Genomic DNA, 18,018 nt, shown 5'->3' with positions numbered 1-18,018 from the left:
ATCCCTCACTTTTCTGGTACCGCTGCAGCACCTTGTCTTCTAAATGATCCGACACCTATGTAAATACCATCTTCTTGTTTATAAACACAATTTGGACCACCGAAGAAAAGATCAAGTTCGGGATACAATTCGAGTTTATAACCATAATATTTTTCAAGAATTTTAATCGTTTCTTCGGGGAATCCTCCTTCGATCTTTAAGTCTGTGTAAGTATCATATGAACAGAACTTCGGAAGCTTCATAGCCTGATCAATTGAATAGCCGAAATCTATAACGTTGACTATCATTTGAGATAATGTCGAAAGAATTCTTGATGCGCCAGGGGTGCCAACGACCATTAAAAGATCTCCATTTGGTCTCAAGACGATTGTGGGAGCTATTGTGGTGCGGGGTCTTCTACCTGGAGCAAGTGCATTAGGCCCAGATGTTGAGAAATTCGCCATCTCGTTGTTGAGAATTATACCTGTTCCAGGTACAACGTTACCTGATCCAAAGAAAGAACTGAGTGTTTGAGTAAATGCGACCGCATTTCCCCATTTATCGACTACACTGGCGTGAGTTGTCGATGGACTCTCGATTTTTACTTTCTCTCCAAGGTCTTCCAAGATTTTGTCAAAAAACTTCTTGTTGTCAAGATATTTGAAAGGATCTCCAGCCAGTTTCTGACGTTCGGCGGCACTACTTGATCTTGCTATCGCCTTTGAAAGGGGTATCATTTCAAATCTGCTTTTTGCATATTCTTTGCTGATCAAAGCTTCGACAGGAACATTGGGATCGTCACCACAGTAAATCCTCATATCGATAGTAGCCAGATATAAAGCCTCGGAGAGTAAATGGATGTAAAGTGGATCGTCCCATGAAAGATCAGAGATGTTGAATCTTTCAAGTATGTTGAGTATTTCAACAAGAGTAGTGCCACCAACGGGTTGTGGTGCAGTGATTATTTTGTATCCTCTATAAGTTCCAATAATAGGTTCTTTAACAATTGCATGGTATTGTTCGAGATCTTGTTTGGTTATTGCTCCGCCATTCTCTTGCATAAATTTGACTATCTTATCGGCTATTTCTCCCTTGTAGAAAACATCTCTACCCTCTTTTGCAATCAATTCGAGTGTATCTGCCAAGACGGGATTTTTGAATAAATCTCCTGGATCGTAAAGAAGATTGTCTTTTAAGTATACCAAGGCGCCTTCGCCAGGATCATTTAGAAGTTTTTCATAATTATCAGATAAGACACCAACATAAGTTTCGTTCAAAACAAAACCTTCTCTTGCCAAACGAATTGCGGGTTCCATGACTTCGCTGAGATTCATTGTTCCCCACTCTGAAAGTGCCTTAATCAAACCATCAACTACTCCTGGAACACAAACTGAAAGTGGTCCTGACGAATAATTGCTTGGAGATTTTGTATACTTGGAGAGATCCATTGGAGCGACAGATTTGTAATCAATAGCTATATTTTGACCATCAGATGTATGAATGATCATAACACCTTCTCCACCAAGACCACTTGCATATGGTTCCACAACACCTAATGCAAAAGCAACTGCTACTGCGGCATCTACTGCATTACCACCCTTTTCCAAAATTTCTGCTCCTGCTGCAGCAGCGTAAGGATTTGCGGCGGCAACAACACCATTCTTTGAGAGCATGATCTGGCCTGTTGAAACTGCCAAAATTGAGATGCTGATTCCTAATAAGAAAAGTATTGATACAAACTTCTTCATTACCAATCCCTCCTTGCCAATAAAATCAAATCAGATTATTTTTGGAACATGAAATCAGCAAATTGATCTTCTCTCAATCTCTTGTGATGAAATTTGCCTCACCATACAATAGCCATAGAAAATATCAAAAACATTATTTTGCAATTACATTATATCATAGTCAGTTGTTTTCAGAGATTCGTATGGCGATTTTTTAAAGCAGCAAGTGCGAAACCAAATTTACCTAAAAGAAAAACAAAGGCAAAAAAGATAATGATAAAATCTTAAATTGAAAACCCCAGGAGTGAGGAGAATGGTTATATTATCATGGCAAAAAGATAATACGATCTTCAATAGAGTTCTAACCCATAGGTGTTTTTCAAAGGGGCTTGAAAAAGCCCCTTTTATTTTGGATTTTGGGGGGATGGATGTTGAAGTTCTATGATCCTGTGATTCAAAAATGGCGGGATATAGAGATCGATACACCTATATCCAAAGATGGTCTTGTAGCATGCCCTGCCTTTTTTGATATGCACACCCATGTGAGATTGTGCGGGCAGGAAGATTACGACACACTTGAAAGGGCAGCGATCGCTGGGGGATTCGGAGCTGTTTTGATTCAACCAAACACAAAACCACCGATTGAGACTCAAGATGTCTTTAAAATGCACCTTGACCTTGCAAAAGACAAGATAATTGACTATTACTGGACTTGCTCTTTTTTTGGTGAGTTAGAACCAGACGGCGAGAAAATCCTATGTTATTCAAACGATGGAATAGAATACGATACACAAAAAATTTTAAAAGCTTTCAGATATAAAAAACCAAATCTGCTCTTGGATCACAGTCAATTCTATGAAGTCGGTGGTGTTTTCTATGAAGGCACTTCCTTGGATATACAAAAACGTCCTGTCAACAGCGAAGCCATTAGTATCTTTCGAAATGTGATGTTTGGTTTAGAGTATGGCTTTAGGAAATTTCATATTCAACATGTCACAACAAAATCTTCTATCGAGACGATTCAGTATCTTAAAAGCTATGCGCAGATATCTTGTGAAGTAACACCGCATCATCTTTTCTTTACCATGGAAGACATCAGAAACACGAATTTCAAAGTGAACCCACCATTTGGCACAGAAAAAGATAGACAAGCTTTGCTGAACGCCGTCAGGAAGAATATTATAGACGTCTTTGCAACTGATCATGCGCCTCATGATGAAAAGTCATCTGATTTTGAAAAAGCACCATATGGAACAAGTGGCATTGAGACAGCTTTTAGTGCTTTCTATACGGCGACTGGAGATCTTGAGAAAACTATCGAGAAAATGACTATCGCTCCAAAAAAGGTTTTGGGACTTGGAGCTGTCTTTGATACTGATGACATCACCGTGATCGATCCAAAAGCTGAGTACACAGTTGATGTAAAAATCTTTCACAGCAAGGGCAAGAACAGTGTCTTTGACGGCATCAAATTGAAAGGGAAGGTAATTGGTGTAAAACTGAAGGGAAAGTGGGTGTACTGGGATGGAGAATTTCTCTTTGACAGTCAAAAAAACCTTTGAAGTAACTCGAGATAGTTTCATCATCACTTTCAATGAAAAAATTGATTTTGCTCCAACACAATTCATCATGATCGAGACACCATCAGTTGTGAGAAAACCTTTTGCTTTGGGAAAATGGTTTGACGATCTTGCAATAGGAATTCAGGTAATCGGTAAAGGAACACAGTACATAGTCAAACAAGATGTGCTCTTAGCTCATGGTCCTTTGGGAAGAGGTTTTGTTCCACCTTCTGGAAAAGGTGCGATGATAACAACACCGGCATGTCTCGCCATGGCTTTTGATCTTCACCAAAGATATAGTTGCGATGTCTTCATAGGTTCACTCGAAAGACTTCAGATGGAAATACCATTCAAAACTGTCTTTGGTAATGAAAAATTCGTGAACTTGCTCAAATCTTTGAATGGTTATGATTGGTTTTACGTTGTCGGATCAGATCAGATGGAGAAAGTGGCATTTAACCTGCTACGTGAAAAAGCCCCGGTTTATCTATCTTTCAATGAATACATGGCTTGCGGAATAGGTGCGTGTCGCGGATGCGCGATCCAAACCAAGGAAGGTATAAAGCATGTTTGTATCGATGGTCCTGTTTTCAGGGGTGATCTTGTATGGAATTAAATCCTCCTTTGGTAATAGCATCTGGTGTAGGTGGAATGGGTGAATACTTGAAGTTGATCGATCCAAAATACATAGGTGCTTACACGTTGAAGACTGTTACATTGTTTCCCAAACAGGGGAATCCACCACCGAGACTTTTTGCAACTGAAAGTTATTTGATAAACAACATAGGTCTTGAAAACATCGGGATAGATGCATTTATAGAAAATCTAAATGCAAATCAGTACGAAGAGCTTTTTGAAAAAGTAAAGGTAATCTTCAGTCTTGGTGGGGACAATCCGGAAGAATACAAGTTGGTGGCTCAAAAAATTGCAACATATGAAAAATACTTTGAAGCGATCGAAGTCAATTTTTCCTGTCCAAATGTGAAGAATGGTGGACTAAATATTCTTTCTGATCTTTTTTCTTTCAAGGAGGTGTTGATCTATCTGAGAAAGGTTTTGAAGGGTTTTTTAATAGCCAAGGTTGGTGTTGAAGGTAATTTTGTTGAAAACGTTGCTCAGATTGTGAAAGATCATGGCTGGAATGGAATAGTACTCATCAACACGATCAGGGGACTTGAAGTTGTAGAAGGTAAATTGATCAAAGGTGGTATTTCAGGACCTGTTTTAAAACCCATTGCGCTCAGGGCCGTTTATGAAGTTAAGAACAAAGTTCCTGAACTTTACGTGATTGGTTCTGGTGGGATAACAAATGAGAAAGATGTAGATGATTTTTTCAAAGTCGGTGCCAATGCGATAAGTCTTGGAACGGCTATTTATAAAAATCCACAGATAGTTGAAAAAATCGCAAAGTACATCAGGAGGTGTTGTGAATGATACCTGTGCTGAGTTTGGACATGGAGGACCCATTTGGGTTTATCGAAAAATATGGAAGCTTTGAACATGTCAAAATAGGTCATAATGTGGCGATTTTTGGCAAAGGTGTGTTTGGTGAATTTGAGAAAAGAAATCTCAAGGTCATTGTGGATCTCAAATTTACCGATATTCCATCGACGGTGGTGAGATCTATCAAATCGTGGGATCATCCATGTGTCATAGGTTTCACAGTTCATGCAGTAGCAGGTAAAGATTCAGTTAAAGCGGCAATTGAAAGCACTGATAAGTTCATTTTTTCTGTTATCAAGCTCACATCGATAAAAGGCGAACTTGAAGATTATCTGGATCAAATAAAGATTCTCAAAGATCTGGGAAGTTCTTTTGTCCTACCTGGTATGTGGGCAAAAGCTTTAAGAGAGATGATACCGACAAAGATACTGGTTCCAGGTGTAAGAATGAAAAGAGAGGCAGATGATCAAAAAGATGTGGTGAGTTTAGAAGATATAAAAACAGTTGCTGATTTTGCGGTAATAGGAAGAGAAGTTTATAAAAGTGAAGATCCAAGAGCAACAATGGAACAGATAAGGAGGTTTTTACATGCTTGAGATACTTTACAGAGTTGGTGCGTTACTTGAAGGGCATTTTCTTCTTTCTTCAGGTAAGCATTCTTCGAAATACGTGCAGTGCGCAAAGATTTTCGAGAGACCCGAATATGGTGATAAAGTTGGTGAGATGATTGCACAAAAAATATCACACCATAAACCAGATGTCGTTATAGGACCAGCACTTGGTGGAATTATTGTTGCTTATGCTGTTGCTCGCTATCTTGGTGCACGAGCAATGTTCACTGAGAGAGAAGATGGCATCATGAAATTGAGAAGAGATTTTCACATCAACAAAGATGAAAAAGTGGCTATCGTTGAAGATGTTACAACCACAGGGAAATCGGTTCTTGAAGTTGCAGAAGTCGTCAAAGAATACGGTGGACAGATTTGCTGTATAGCGAGTATCATAGACAGATCAACACAACCATTGCCATTTGATGTACCGTTTTATTCGCTGATGAAGTTGGAATTACCCATCTACGAACCAGATGACTGTCCATTGTGTAGACAAAAGATACAACTTGTAAAACCAGGAAGTAGAACTGAAAAGAAAAACTAAACAGGGAACTTTACACTTAGGTATCGCTGAAAAATCAAAAAATCTTTGAGCAAAAAGCAGATTTTTTTGCTTGCTTTTTGCTTTTATATTCGTCACAAACTCAGGATTCATCGGTGATTTTAATTGTTTTTATCTTTCTTTTTTCTGCTGCTTTGATTATCTTCAAGACTCTCTGCACCTTTTGTGGATCTTCATCATCGAGTTTTGAGTTATTTTCTATTTTCTTTAGAATTCTGTCTAATTTTTCATAACTCATTTCAAAGACAAATTCATCTGTTAGACCTGGTATCAGATCTGGAGATGGTTTTTTCTTGATAATCTTTTCTGGTACCTTCAGTTCTTTTGCCAGTTCATAGATCTCTGTTTTATAAAGATGTGCAATTGGTTCAAAATCCGATGCATCATCGCCCCATTTCACATACAATCCCGTTAAGATCTCTGTCTTGTTAGTCGTTCCTGCGACTGCGTAATTTCTTTTTTCCGCTTCAAAATATAAATTGCACATTCTAACTCTGTGTTTTATTCTATAGTAAGCAAGACCCTTGAGAAATTCTTCGTTCCCTTGATTTAGTAAATCATCTATGAAGGAGTCTTTTGACAATTTTTGCCATTTTCCAAGCACGTATTTTTCCTGGATCGATCTTGGAAAAATAAGAGCGGGAGGAAATAGTTTGTAAATACCGATTTTTCTAAGAATTGGCGTAATAGATTTGATTTTGTAAGGTATTTCCAGGCTTTTGCAAACAAGTACACCGTCTTTTATGGAATCTTTTGAAGAATCCCTTTCAGGTAAGATCAGACCAAAGACTCTGTCTTTTCCAATGGCTTTCACGCAAAGATATGCGACAACTGTGGAATCTATTCCCCCGCTTATACCTATTACAACACCTTTGTAATTATATTTGTTCACAAAAGATGAAATAAAATCACAGATTTTTTCTAAATGATTCATTTCAAATCTCCTTAATATTTGATCTTATTTTCTAAACTCGATTTGAAATAGAAATATCACCTACATCGAGATTTTCATACTCAAGGTTTACAGTTTTTGTGGCGTCTGGTGTGTGTTGCAAAATATATTGATCAATATCTTCATCTTCCCAACATTCGTAGGTTTCTTTTAAGAACACCTTTATTTCATATTCTCCAGGTTCGATTTTTGATAGTTTGAATTCTCCTTTTTGCCATTTATTTGAATCTTCATGACTGAAAGTTGCAGCAACCACTGTTGAATCTTTGGTTAAAGCCACAAGTGCATGAGCTACACCAGAATTATTATCTACTACTTTACCAGTTATATCATACAGTTGACCATGTCTCAGATGAATCACTGGAGTCATGTGAAACTGTGTGTTATTGCTTTGTTGGGTACCTTGTCCTTGGCCCCAGCTACCTGTGACTTTTATAGGTCTTGAGAGATCAAAATCCAGAACCAGGATCGTATCTTGGTTAATCTCTAATGATTCTGTGAATGGGTACTTCAAACTATTGGAAGATACCTTGAGTTCATATTCCGAATTATTAACAGTTATCGTTGCTTGGCCGATCTCTAATCTCAATTGTGTGTAAGTTCCCGAAGTTTGAAGAGTTGGAAAACTTATTTCTGAACCCACCAAATCGAGTAGGTTGACGGTCGTAGCTTCATCTGTCACTACAACCGATGCAGCATCACTCATAAGCAAGATTTTGTTGATTGTCACATCGATTCTCTGTACGTCGCTTATTGGTAGAACAGCATCTGTTAGATAGACTGTCAACATACCTTTTGAAGATGAAAGATTCATACAGCCAGTTATCAAAAGCACAGATAATACAATAACCACTAAGAATAACTGCTTCATCATTTCACCTCCAAGATGTGCTCTACTATCTATTTATTAAAAAAAGATTAGAAATATAAGCTACGAAAAGCCATTTTAAGAAGACAATTTCATATAAGTAGATAACCCATTAGATGATTTTTTAAATATTTTAACTTGTATAGAAGTTAGATATCGTACTTGATCTTTAATGATATACTCTTTTTGGACTAACTCAGATAAGAGAAATCTAATAACTTTTTAACCTTGCTTGGATAAAGTTATATGGATGGTGGTCGAATGAGAAAGACCGTAGTTTTGTTGTTACTAATTGTAGTTAGCATCCTTATTGCGCAAAATGATCTCACCAATGTTATTAAAAGAGTGAACGAACTCAATAATTTATACAATACCTTCGATTTGAATACGTTGAAGATATCTATTCTTGATGCCATAAACAACTCCAAAGAAAAAGACGTGATAGCCACTTATCTTGATTTTGTGAATAATTCACCAATATGGGTTGTCTTGACTACGAAAAACCAGATCAGAATTGATCCATACACTGGAAAGATCTTTTCTTCTCAGCAGGTTACTTACCAGGCACCCACATACACTGTACCGTTGAAAGATGCCATCTCACTTGCTTTTGTTTCAATAGGTAAAGGTATTTATTTTGCCTTTTTGTACGATGAGGGCACATGGCTTGTCGGATCAAAGGAACAACTTGCATATGTCAGCACAAAGACGCCCGCAGTACTCTCGACACAAAAGAGAGAAGGGCAATTGAAGATGTCGGGTGGTGATAAGAAAAGATGAAGATACTTGTTGTTGAGGATAATCAAGATTTACTCAGATCTGTTGTGAGATTTCTAACAAAAGAAGGTTACAGTGTCGATGAATCAACCGATGGTGATGAAGGTCTTGATATGGCTCTTGAAAATCGTTATGATTGCATAGTCTTGGATGTGATGCTTCCAGGTGTTGATGGTTTTGAATTTGTTCAAACACTTAGAGAAAATCAGATTGAAACCCCTGTTTTGATGTTAACTGCCTTGGATGCCGTGGATGATAAAGTCAAAGGACTCTCAAGCGGTGCCGATGATTATCTAACAAAACCCTTTGATTTTCGCGAATTACTTGCAAGGATCAAAAGCCTTATAAGAAGAAGCAATTTAACAAAAGGTGAAGAAGTAGTTTTTAAAGACCTTAGATTGAACAGTAGAACAAGGCAGGTAAAAATCAAAGACGAAATTGTCAAACTGAGTAAGAGAGAATTTGATCTACTTGAACTTTTCTTGAGAAATCCTGATTTGACTTTTTCAAGAGATGAATTAATAGAAAGAGTCTGGGAAAATGAAAAAGAGATAAGAAGTAATGTGGTAGATGTCTATGTGCTCTATTTGAGGAACAAATTAAAACCCTATGGCTATGACAAGCACATAGAAACGGTTGCGGGACTTGGTTACAGATTTCACAGGGAATGATTGAAATGCGGTCTTTAAGGAAGGTAATTGAAAGATATTATCTTTCCATCTTTGTTATTTCGATGTGCACCATGGCAGTGACATTTTTGATCACAGTTGAAAGGCTCACTATGAAGCAGATAGACCAGGAAATTTTGGCGTTCACAAGTGATCTTGTACATTTTTTGGAGAACCCTTCTGGTGAATTGGTCGCGGTCTTTGGAAAAAAAGACTATTCTTTCCAGGTTCTTGAGAAAGATAAAACCTATGCGAGTTTTAATGTCTCAGAAGAGATTCCAGTAGATCACAAAGGTTTTGCATCTATTAAGTACAAAAGAGTTTACGCAACACAAGCTGGAACGTACAAAGTGATAGTTGCAAAAGATATAAAAGATCATTTTGTGGTGGTTGTAATACTCGCGGTAGTGTTGGCGAGTGCGATTGTATCGTTGAGTTTTCTTGTACACCGGTTTGGCTTGAATCTCACAGAGAGAATGATTAAACCAATCGAAGAGATAGGAAAACAAATGGACGATATTTCAAAAGGTTTTGCAAGACAAATACAGATTCAACCAACGAGTCAGGAAGCTCATGTATTGCAACTTCAGATAAACGATGCGCTCAGAAGACTTCACAACACAATGGAAGAACTCAGAGAATTCGCATCGAGCTTATCTCACCAGTTGAGAAATCCACTCGCAAGTGTCAAGGCGCAGATAGAAGTTATGTTAAAAGAAGTCAATAATCAGGAGATAAAAAATGAATTGGTACTGATGTTGAAGAACATCAACACTATGGTTCAGATTACATCATCTTTGTTACTCATAGCTCGAGCTCAGCACCAGCGCGAAGATAGTTTTCAGGAAGAAGATATTTCAGTTGTTGTTTTAGAGAGCGTGGAACAGGTCATGCAAAGATTTCCAAAGACCGACTTCATCTTGGATGTGCCGGCTCAAATCAAGGCAAGGTGTGTTCCGGGACTTCTTTCCCATGCCTTTATCAATTTGATAGAAAATGCATGTAAATACTCTGAAGAAAACAAACCTGTTAAGGTGAGTCTGTCAAAGGACAATGATTTTGTAGTTTTTAGTGTCTCAAACTATGGAGAGCCAATTTGTGAAGAAGACAAAGAAAGGATCTTTGAGAGATTTTACAGATCCAAAAACGCGAAAGCCGATGGCCTTGGACTTGGTCTTGCCGTGGTCAAGGCAATTGCCGATCTACACCATGCAAAGATTGAGTATTCGTACAATACATTAAACAGTTTTACCATGTATTTACCAATATAAGAAAATCGATTTGAACCTACAAAAAAGGCGGGCTCTTGCCCGCCTTTAAATATTGAACCAGGTAGATTATCTCATCAACTGTAATACAGTTTGTGGTTGAGTGTTCGCTTGAGCCAACATCGCCATGCTCGACTGGATCAGTATCTGTTGTTTGGTGAATGCCATCATTTCCTTTGCCATGTCTGCGTCTCTGATACGAGATTCTGCTGCCGTCAAGTTTTCTTCTGCTACTCCAAGGTTGCTTATTGTGTGCTCCAACCTGTTTTGTACAGCACCGAGTTGTGCTCTTGCGCTGCTGACTTTGTGAATTGCTGCATCGATCACCATGATAGTTCTTTCTGCCTTGTTCTGATCTGTGACTACGAGTGACTCTGGTGTGATACCAAGTGCAGCTGCTCTCATATCATCAAGACCAGCGATCATGTTGTGACCTTCGTTAGCACCGATTTGGAAGATCAGCGAGGTGTCTTGATACCACCTTTCTTCAGCTCTCACGGCTCCTGTATCGACGACCTCTTCTTCTGGTAATGCTCCACCAAAGCTGTTGATGTCATACACATTTGTGGACCATGTGAAGATCGTACCTTTTTCACCGGCAGTTATATTGAATACGAAAGTATCATCGGTAGTATTGAAAGTAATGGATCCAGATATTGTTCCATATACAGCTTTTCCTTGTGCAAAATCGACAATTGGTGCAGATGCAAGCCCTGTTTCATTGAAATAGTTGATTCTGACGTCCAGGGCGCTTGTACCCGCTCCGGCGAACTGACCAACCTCGACAACGTAAGAGCCCTCGTTTGCATCGGCAAAATTTATTGCTACAGAGGTTGCCACCGATATCCTTAAAGAATTAACTAAGGCATTAACTACTGTAACTCCAGTGCTGGCATCAGAAACTACAAAATCAAATCTCAAGCCGCTTATTATGGTTGAAAAACTAATGTTGGCGGCATCATCACTTACTGTGAATGAGGCTATTGTTTCTCCACCAGCCAATATTGATACTGTCGGGCCGCTCACATCAATCGAAACACTACCAAGGTTTACTCCATTTATTGATAAATTCACAGCAGCATTGGTAATAGCTCCAGTCTGTGCTAACTGAATTCCACTCAAATCTCCAGACTGTACTGCTTGAAGATTGAAATTTCCACCTGTAACTACTTTTACATCTGCTTGCGGCCTGAAACCTTCAATTTTTCCATCAAGCAGCTTCATGGTGTTGAATTCTGTTGTTCTTGCGATTCTATCGATTTCTTGTCTGAGTTGGTCGAGCTCTGCCTGTATTTGGTTTCTATCGACGTTGGTATTTGTGTCAGATGCTGCTTGAACTGCGAGTTCTCTCATTCTTTGGAGTATTGAATGAACTTCTGTCAATGCACCTTCTGCAGTCTGGATCAGTGATATTGCATCTTGTGCGTTCTTAACAGCCATGTCCAAACCTTTGATCTGGCCGCGCATCTTTTCACTGATTGCCAAACCCGCTGCGTCGTCTCCTGCTCTGTTGATTCTCAGACCTGAAGAGAGTTTCTCAAGTGTTTTGCTCATTGTGTACTGAGTTTCACTCATGCTTCTCCAAGCATTCAACGCACTGATATTGTGATTGATCCTCATTAAACCACACCTCCTTGTTTTTTGTACTGCCTTCCTGGCAGTTACCTTTAACCCACAGGCGCCTATGGGAGTTCATTATTTATATCGACGGATTATTAAAAGGCTTTAGGGAATAAAATAGACTGGTGACTCAAACCTCCGCAAAGGAAAAGTTTTTATCGGAGAATATTTTATTGACGAACATACGAAGTATTTGTGAAAACGACTATTGTTCGTTCATCACCCTGAGGTGTTTTCCATTTACCAAGAGTTTCGTATGGAATAGAAAAATGATCCAACAGTTCTTTTTCGGATGAAAAATATTTTCGTAGTTCGTTTATCCAGTTTTGTCTGTAGATACCTCTTTCTTGAGAATGTCCCGAATCAAAGATCAAGTATTTTGTTTTTGACAATAGCCTGAAAAAGATTTCATCGGCTCTTTTTAATCCATAATTGTATACCAAGTGATGATAAACACTTAAAAAAAGTATCACATCTGCATTGAAAGGAAAATCTTGTTCGGCAATGTTCATTTGAACGAATGGATAGTCACCGGGTAGATTCAATGATTCTCTTGATGATATGTCTATTCCAAGTACTTCGATACCGTATTTCATAAAGTCATAAGATAGTTCGCCCTTATTACATCCAATATCTATAATTTTTCTTGGCTTAACTTTCAAAATGAAATCGGCTACAATTTTCTTTTTCATTGGATCCATGTGTAATTGATAATCAGATTTAAATGAGCCAACATAAGTTGATTCTATCAATTTTTTATATTCTTTTTCTTTTTCCTGGAGATAGTATTTCCAGTAAATTGGAAGAATTGAAAAGATCTCACTTGGACTGCTCTTGAATCTATTTTTTGCAATGTAAGTGGGTACTACTTCAAAACCTAAAAAAACTGCTATGGCTACTCTATACCTGCCACTGACTACCAATAAAGATACATCCTCAGGTATTTCCACAGTTGTTTTCTGACCAGTATGAAAACTTACCCCCTTTAGTCCTTCATTAATAAAAGCGACAACTGGATTGTAGATTTGCTTTGAATTTTTAATAGATTGATAGAGTTTTAGAAATCCATCAATTATTTGTTCTGGAGGTTTTTTGTACAAGGATTTTTCATACATATCTTTCAGAAATGCATAGTAAAGTGTTCTCTGATATGCAAAACCATGTTTTATGAATTTTTCCAGAAAATCGACCATATATTCGATGTTTTCATCTGAAATTAAGAGATTTGGATCAACTTGATTAATGGGTGCTTTAATACGTTTCAAACCAGATTCAAGATCCGTTTCATAAGTTTGCAACCTCACGATTATATCAGTTTCAATTGGATCCACAACTTTAAGTGAAAGATTATCAGTTCTCAAGATGTTACATGAAGCATGTGGTGAAAATTTGTATTCAAGATGAATTCTCTTCTCTTCCAAAATCTCTGCGATTTTCTTTATTTGTCTCTCAAGCGAACTGTTTTTCTCGGTGAATGAGCGATATTTCTCAGAATCGTAGTCCTCGCCTGTTATCATCTGAATAGCTTCGTCTATAGTGTTGAAGATATATTCTTTGGGATAGAACTCTTCTGCAACGTAGAAATTATGTATAACTGGCTTGATACCTTTTGCCATTGATTCAAGAATAGCGACGCCATAACCTTCGTGTATACTTGTTGAAAGAAAAATGTTTTTGTCTTCTAAATAAAGATCTATATCTTTCCGAAAACCGTCAAATTGAAAATTCGATTTTATTCCCATTTTCTCTATTACGTAATTCACGTAATTGAAGGTTCTCTGATCTTGCATTTGACCAGCCCAAAACAATTTATAATTTTTGTCCAGATCACATAATTTTTTCAATATCTGAACTGCTAAAACTGGATTCTTTTTGTAATTGAAATGTCCGACGAAGACCAGATTCGTTCCTTTGTTATACCTTTTAAATTTGAATTTGGTTAGATCAATACCGTTGTATATGATTTGATAGGGTATTTCTCTCAATTTTGGCATGTTTTCATACGCACTCTTTTGTACATTGTCCGCAACGAAAATCATCACATCGATCACACGCCAATTTATAGACTTTAATAAGTCCTCTCTGAGAGATTCGTAACCATGAAGTCGACAAACAATGTACTTGTTTGTCTTTTGTAATTTATTCGTTATCTCCACCGCCATTTCATTTGCCCATTCTAACCAAATGATATCTGCCCAGTTATAAGCTTCAACGATCTGCTTACTGTCTGTTGTTACAACAAGTCTTACTTCATAGATATTTGATAGGATCTCTGGGATATCTCTTATGAAATTGTCCAAGCCAGGAAGACAAAATATGGCGAGTTTTTCATTTCTAAGGCTCTGTTTTTTGATGGACTCGTATTTTTCTTTGAGTTCTTTGATATTGGACATTTCATAGGCTTTTTTATAATAGTGTAATGCCATGGCAGGGTTATTTTGCTTTAGCTGAGTATCACCAAGCATATCGTAAACTTCCCATGTTTTCTTTGATATCCTTGTCAGATATCTCCAGGATTCAAAATATTCTTCCTTCTCGAAAAGCGCTTTTGAATAATTAAAGAGCACATCTGAATGTGTTGGGTCTATTTTCAATGCTTCTTCAAAAAACTTTATAGCATCATCGATATTTCTTTCATAGAAAGATATTATTCCAAGTGTATTTTTTTTATCGACATCAGTTGATATATTCTGAGCTAATTCTCTTGCTTTTGAAAATTCGCTTAGTTGAATCAATTGAAAAATTTTTTCAAATATTTCCACTGTCAACACTCCTAAGATTATTATCGTCTTTATATAAGATTTCTACATTTATTATGAAAATCCTTTTTGAGTTGGTCATCGGGTCTATACCATGGAAAGTGATATAATTTTTTCAGTATTGATCAACTGTCGAGGCTGTCCAAATTTTGTCGGGCTTGTCGACAATGTCGATGAATTATCTGAATGGAGTGAATGATATGCCATTGAGTGAGCTTTTGAACTATTTGATGGACAAACCAATTGATTTTCATGATCAAAGGTATCTTGTCAACAGGGAGAGAGAAATCGAGTCTTTGAACAAGATCGCTTTATACCAGCCTTTTGGCATATATGGTGTTGCAGGAGAAACAGGAATTGGAAAATCGACGGTGTTGAATTTTGTTAGAGCAAAAGATGTTTTTATAAGGATGATTAATATTTCGCTCAGAGAATCCATGGAGAGTATTCTGTACGACCTGGTCTATAATCTTTCAAAATCTTTAGAAGATGAACCCAAGATATCTCAAAAAGCGAAAGAGATAGCAAATCGTTTAAGTGAGGAGGTCTCGATCATCAAAGGTTTTTCCTTGGGATTTTCTATGGTCGCTTCAGCAAATTTTAACATTCAAAAAAATCAGATTCCAAGATTCAATTTCTATGCTGCGAAAGAGAGCCTAAGAGAGTTGATCCAGTTAGTGACTAATGTAAAGGGAAAGTTTGCACTAATTGTTGATGAACTTGATAAGGAGAAAAAAGAGGATGTTTTGAGAATTCTTGACAGCCTTAAAAAGGAATTGATCTTTGATAATTTTGTAGTCATTCTTTCACTGCCGTATAGTATCTATAGAGAATATGGTCTTGATAGACTCAGGTGGAATGAATCTGGGAATCTTGAAAATATCTTCAAGGACATTGTTTTTCTCAGTCCTTTGAACAAAAGTGATATAAAAGAACTTCTTGTAAAAAGACTCTCTAACTATATAGAGATCATTCAGAACGATGTCTTTGATATTGCCGCAGATTTTTCCGATGGAAACCCGAGGGACGCAATATGGATAATGAACAAAACGGTTTTTGAAAATGTAAATGAAACAAAACTGGAGAGAAAGCACATACTCAGTACGATAGATAAGATTATCAAAGAATACTATGCTGATCAATTATTTCTAACTGACAACCAGAAGTTGGCTCTGGATAGACTCAGAAATTTTGAGGGACCCAGGGACAAAGCAGTTGAAGTTCTTAGAGACTCTGGTATGAAAAGAACAACGGCGTATTCCATTATTGAACAATTACTGAATAAGAAGATCTTGATCAAGAGAAACAGCTTGATTATGATGTCTGGAAAGTTCAGGTATATCAAAAATGCTTGATATTCCAACTGTTGAGGCTGTCCAAATTTTGTCGAGCTTGTCGACGATGTCGAGCATGAGGGTTCATTGGACTATCAGATGCTATAATTCTAAATGATTTTGCCATATCAAGGAGCGCTGTAGATGATAACGATAAAAGATCTCTGTGTATCTTTTGCTGATAGAACGTTGTTCTGTGGTTTCAACGCATCTGTGCTTGATAATGATCGGATAGGTCTTATTGGGAAAAATGGTAGTGGTAAGACCACGCTTTTGAGAGCCATAGCTGGGTTGTTTAAAGATTATGATGGGCAGATATCTACGAATGGGAAAATCACCTACCTTGATCAATACAGATCCTTTGATGCACAAACACCTTTTGAATATTATTCACAAGCAGCCGACACACCAGAAAAGCAGAAAAATGTTCGCAGTATATTGAAAGGCTTTGGTTTTTCAGAAGAGGATTGGCACAGATCGATCTCTACTTTCAGTGGAGGAGAGAGGACAAAACTTCAGTTGGGAAGACTTTTCATCGAGGAGCCAGATTTTCTTTTGTTGGATGAACCAACCAATTTCCTTGATATAGAAGGCATAGAACATTTAAAGAATCTTTTGAAAAATTTTAGAGGAGGATATATCGTTATAGCGCATGATAGGGACTTCTTACGCAATGTCTGTGATAAATTCTGGGAAATCAACAATGAACGTATATGGGTATTTGATATGAGCTTTGATAATTATCGCGTGCAAAGAAAATTGATCATTGAGACACAAAAAAAGCAGCTCTCGAATATGCAGAAAGAAATAGAGAGATTGAAAAAGATAATCGACCAGTACAAAAAATGGGGCAGAGATAAGGCAGTTAAGCAAGCAAAAAGTAGGCAAAAGATGCTTGATAGAATGCTTGAAGAACTCGAAAATATGCCAACACAATATTTAGAAGAGCAGGAAAAAACGATACATATACCTTTGCCAGAAAGCACGGGACATGTTGTGCTTGAATGCAAGAATATTTCTTGGAATTCTTTACTCAAAGATGTTACCTTCACGATGTATGCAAAGGACAAAATAGCTCTGATTGGACCCAACGGTTCTGGGAAAACGACATTGTTGAAGATCATAACTGGGCAGATTGATTATCAAGGGACGGTCAAGATTGGTCATAATGTGAAAGTTGTATATGTTGATCAGTTTATTGAACAACTTGATCGAGAAAACAGTGTTTTTGATGAAATATTTGAAGAATTATCTGAACAACCAGATTATGTGATAAGGGCATATCTTGGTAGATTTGGTTTTAAGGGCGAGGATGTTTTTAAAAATGTTTCTGATTTAAGTGGTGGTGAAAGGCAAATGCTCGCGATCGCAAAAATACTCCTTAGAAGACCGAATTTATTGATACTGGATGAGCCAACTAACCACATGGATCTTTCAGCCGTTGAGGCACTTGAACAAGCCCTTAAGGAATATGAGGGAAATGTGCTGATTGTCTCTCATGATATTGAATTGATCAAAAATGTTTGTAATAGATTTTTGACGATAAAAGATGGCTCATTAATAGAAGTTGATGAACCTTTGTTTTTCAAAGTACAGAAAAGTCAAACGATGATCAAAAAAGTCAACAGCGGGTTTGACGAGAAAAAAAGGTTGAGAAATCAGATCAAGGGTATGAGGACGAGATTGCAGGAATTGGAGGCTCTTGAGAGGTCGCTCAGCTGTGAGTTGTCTGAGATTGAAGAAAAACTCTTCACAACCAGCGACTATAACAAGGTCATCAAATTGAATGAACAGAAAGAAAATTTGGAACAGAAAATACTGCAGATACTCGAAGAAATCGAACAACTAAATCAAAAATTGACAGAATTGGAGCACAAAGATCTTTGAA

Annotated in this window: 15 protein-coding genes and 1 pseudogene; 10 read left to right on the top strand and 6 right to left on the bottom strand. The window is 37.4% G+C overall.

Annotation, left to right across the window (positions count from 1 at the left end):
• Positions 1–5: 5 nt before the first annotated feature.
• Positions 6–1,727: a gamma-glutamyltransferase gene (ggt, locus tag TSP02S_RS09905; RefSeq protein WP_052465434.1), complete on the bottom strand. Its 1,722-nt coding sequence runs from the start codon at positions 1,725–1,727 to the stop codon at positions 6–8.
• Between the two features lie 410 nt (positions 1,728–2,137).
• On the opposite strand from ggt, the gene TSP02S_RS09900 reads away from it, so the two are divergent.
• From TSP02S_RS09900 to pyrE, 5 genes are read left to right on the top strand one after another with little or no spacing between them, the layout of a single operon-like run.
• On the top strand, positions 2,138–3,268 hold the full coding sequence (locus TSP02S_RS09900) for a dihydroorotase (protein ID WP_041083719.1): 1,131 nt from the start codon (positions 2,138–2,140) through the stop codon (positions 3,266–3,268).
• A complete protein-coding gene (locus TSP02S_RS09895; protein WP_041083717.1) occupies positions 3,231–3,884 on the top strand; it encodes an iron-sulfur cluster-binding protein in 654 nt (217 codons plus the stop codon). Before TSP02S_RS09900 ends, TSP02S_RS09895 begins: the two co-directional genes overlap by 38 nt.
• The gene (locus TSP02S_RS09890) at positions 3,875–4,702 is read left to right on the top strand and encodes a tRNA-dihydrouridine synthase (RefSeq protein ID WP_041083716.1); all 828 of its coding nucleotides are present in this window, start codon (positions 3,875–3,877) and stop codon (positions 4,700–4,702) included. The genes TSP02S_RS09895 and TSP02S_RS09890 overlap by 10 nt, the downstream gene beginning before the upstream one ends.
• Positions 4,699–5,307, top strand: coding sequence for an orotidine-5'-phosphate decarboxylase (gene pyrF, locus TSP02S_RS09885; protein ID WP_041083715.1), 609 nt, complete (start codon positions 4,699–4,701; stop codon positions 5,305–5,307). The genes TSP02S_RS09890 and pyrF overlap by 4 nt, the downstream gene beginning before the upstream one ends.
• A complete protein-coding gene (gene pyrE, locus TSP02S_RS09880; RefSeq protein ID WP_041083714.1) occupies positions 5,300–5,866 on the top strand; it encodes an orotate phosphoribosyltransferase in 567 nt (188 codons plus the stop codon). The genes pyrF and pyrE overlap by 8 nt, the downstream gene beginning before the upstream one ends.
• 100 nt (positions 5,867–5,966) lie before the next feature.
• Here the strand turns inward: pyrE and nadE are convergent, their stop codons facing one another.
• A complete protein-coding gene (nadE, locus tag TSP02S_RS09875) occupies positions 5,967–6,818 on the bottom strand; it encodes an NAD(+) synthase (RefSeq protein ID WP_041083713.1) in 852 nt (283 codons plus the stop codon).
• Between the two features lie 31 nt (positions 6,819–6,849).
• Complete coding sequence (locus tag TSP02S_RS09870) at positions 6,850–7,707, bottom strand: DUF4382 domain-containing protein (protein ID WP_041083712.1); 858 nt, start codon at positions 7,705–7,707, stop codon at positions 6,850–6,852.
• 258 nt (positions 7,708–7,965) lie between these two features.
• On the opposite strand from TSP02S_RS09870, the gene TSP02S_RS09865 reads away from it, so the two are divergent.
• Genes TSP02S_RS09865 through TSP02S_RS09855 form a run of 3 tightly spaced genes read left to right on the top strand, consistent with a single transcriptional unit; the run spans position 7,966 to position 10,420 of the window.
• Positions 7,966–8,484, top strand: coding sequence for a hypothetical protein (locus TSP02S_RS09865; RefSeq protein WP_041083711.1), 519 nt, complete (start codon positions 7,966–7,968; stop codon positions 8,482–8,484).
• Positions 8,481–9,152 (top strand): response regulator transcription factor, encoded by a 672-nt coding sequence (locus tag TSP02S_RS09860; RefSeq protein WP_041083710.1) that lies wholly within the window; start codon positions 8,481–8,483, stop codon positions 9,150–9,152. The genes TSP02S_RS09865 and TSP02S_RS09860 overlap by 4 nt, the downstream gene beginning before the upstream one ends.
• A 5-nt stretch (positions 9,153–9,157) precedes the next feature.
• Positions 9,158–10,420: a sensor histidine kinase gene (locus TSP02S_RS09855; protein ID WP_041083709.1), complete on the top strand. Its 1,263-nt coding sequence runs from the start codon at positions 9,158–9,160 to the stop codon at positions 10,418–10,420.
• 66 nt (positions 10,421–10,486) lie between these two features.
• Here the strand turns inward: TSP02S_RS09855 and TSP02S_RS11240 are convergent, their stop codons facing one another.
• From TSP02S_RS11240 to TSP02S_RS10880, 3 genes and pseudogenes are all read right to left on the bottom strand, one after another.
• Positions 10,487–10,747 carry a flagellin gene (locus tag TSP02S_RS11240; protein WP_408645549.1) on the bottom strand — a complete coding sequence of 87 codons (261 nt, stop codon included), beginning with the start codon at positions 10,745–10,747 and terminating at the stop codon, positions 10,487–10,489.
• An 810-nt stretch (positions 10,748–11,557) separates the two neighbouring features.
• A pseudogene (locus TSP02S_RS11235) lies at positions 11,558–12,037 on the bottom strand (flagellin N-terminal helical domain-containing protein); the annotation flags it as partial.
• Between the two features lie 170 nt (positions 12,038–12,207).
• Positions 12,208–14,799 carry a glycosyltransferase gene (locus tag TSP02S_RS10880; RefSeq protein WP_070104627.1) on the bottom strand — a complete coding sequence of 864 codons (2,592 nt, stop codon included), beginning with the start codon at positions 14,797–14,799 and terminating at the stop codon, positions 12,208–12,210.
• Positions 14,800–14,969: 170 nt separating this feature from the next.
• Between TSP02S_RS10880 and TSP02S_RS09840 the strand changes: the two genes are divergently transcribed.
• A complete protein-coding gene (locus tag TSP02S_RS09840) occupies positions 14,970–16,151 on the top strand; it encodes an ATPase (protein ID WP_232503706.1) in 1,182 nt (393 codons plus the stop codon).
• Positions 16,152–16,274: 123 nt separating this feature from the next.
• Positions 16,275–18,017, top strand: a complete 1,743-nt coding sequence (gene abc-f / locus TSP02S_RS09835) for a ribosomal protection-like ABC-F family protein (protein ID WP_041083703.1) — start codon at positions 16,275–16,277, stop codon at positions 18,015–18,017.
• Position 18,018: the final 1 nt, after the last annotated feature.

The organism is Thermotoga profunda AZM34c06, from assembly GCF_000828675.1.
GTDB classification, from domain to species: Bacteria; Thermotogota; Thermotogae; order Thermotogales; family DSM-5069; genus Pseudothermotoga_B; species Pseudothermotoga_B profunda.
This window is presented reverse-complemented; position numbering and strand designations above follow the sequence as displayed.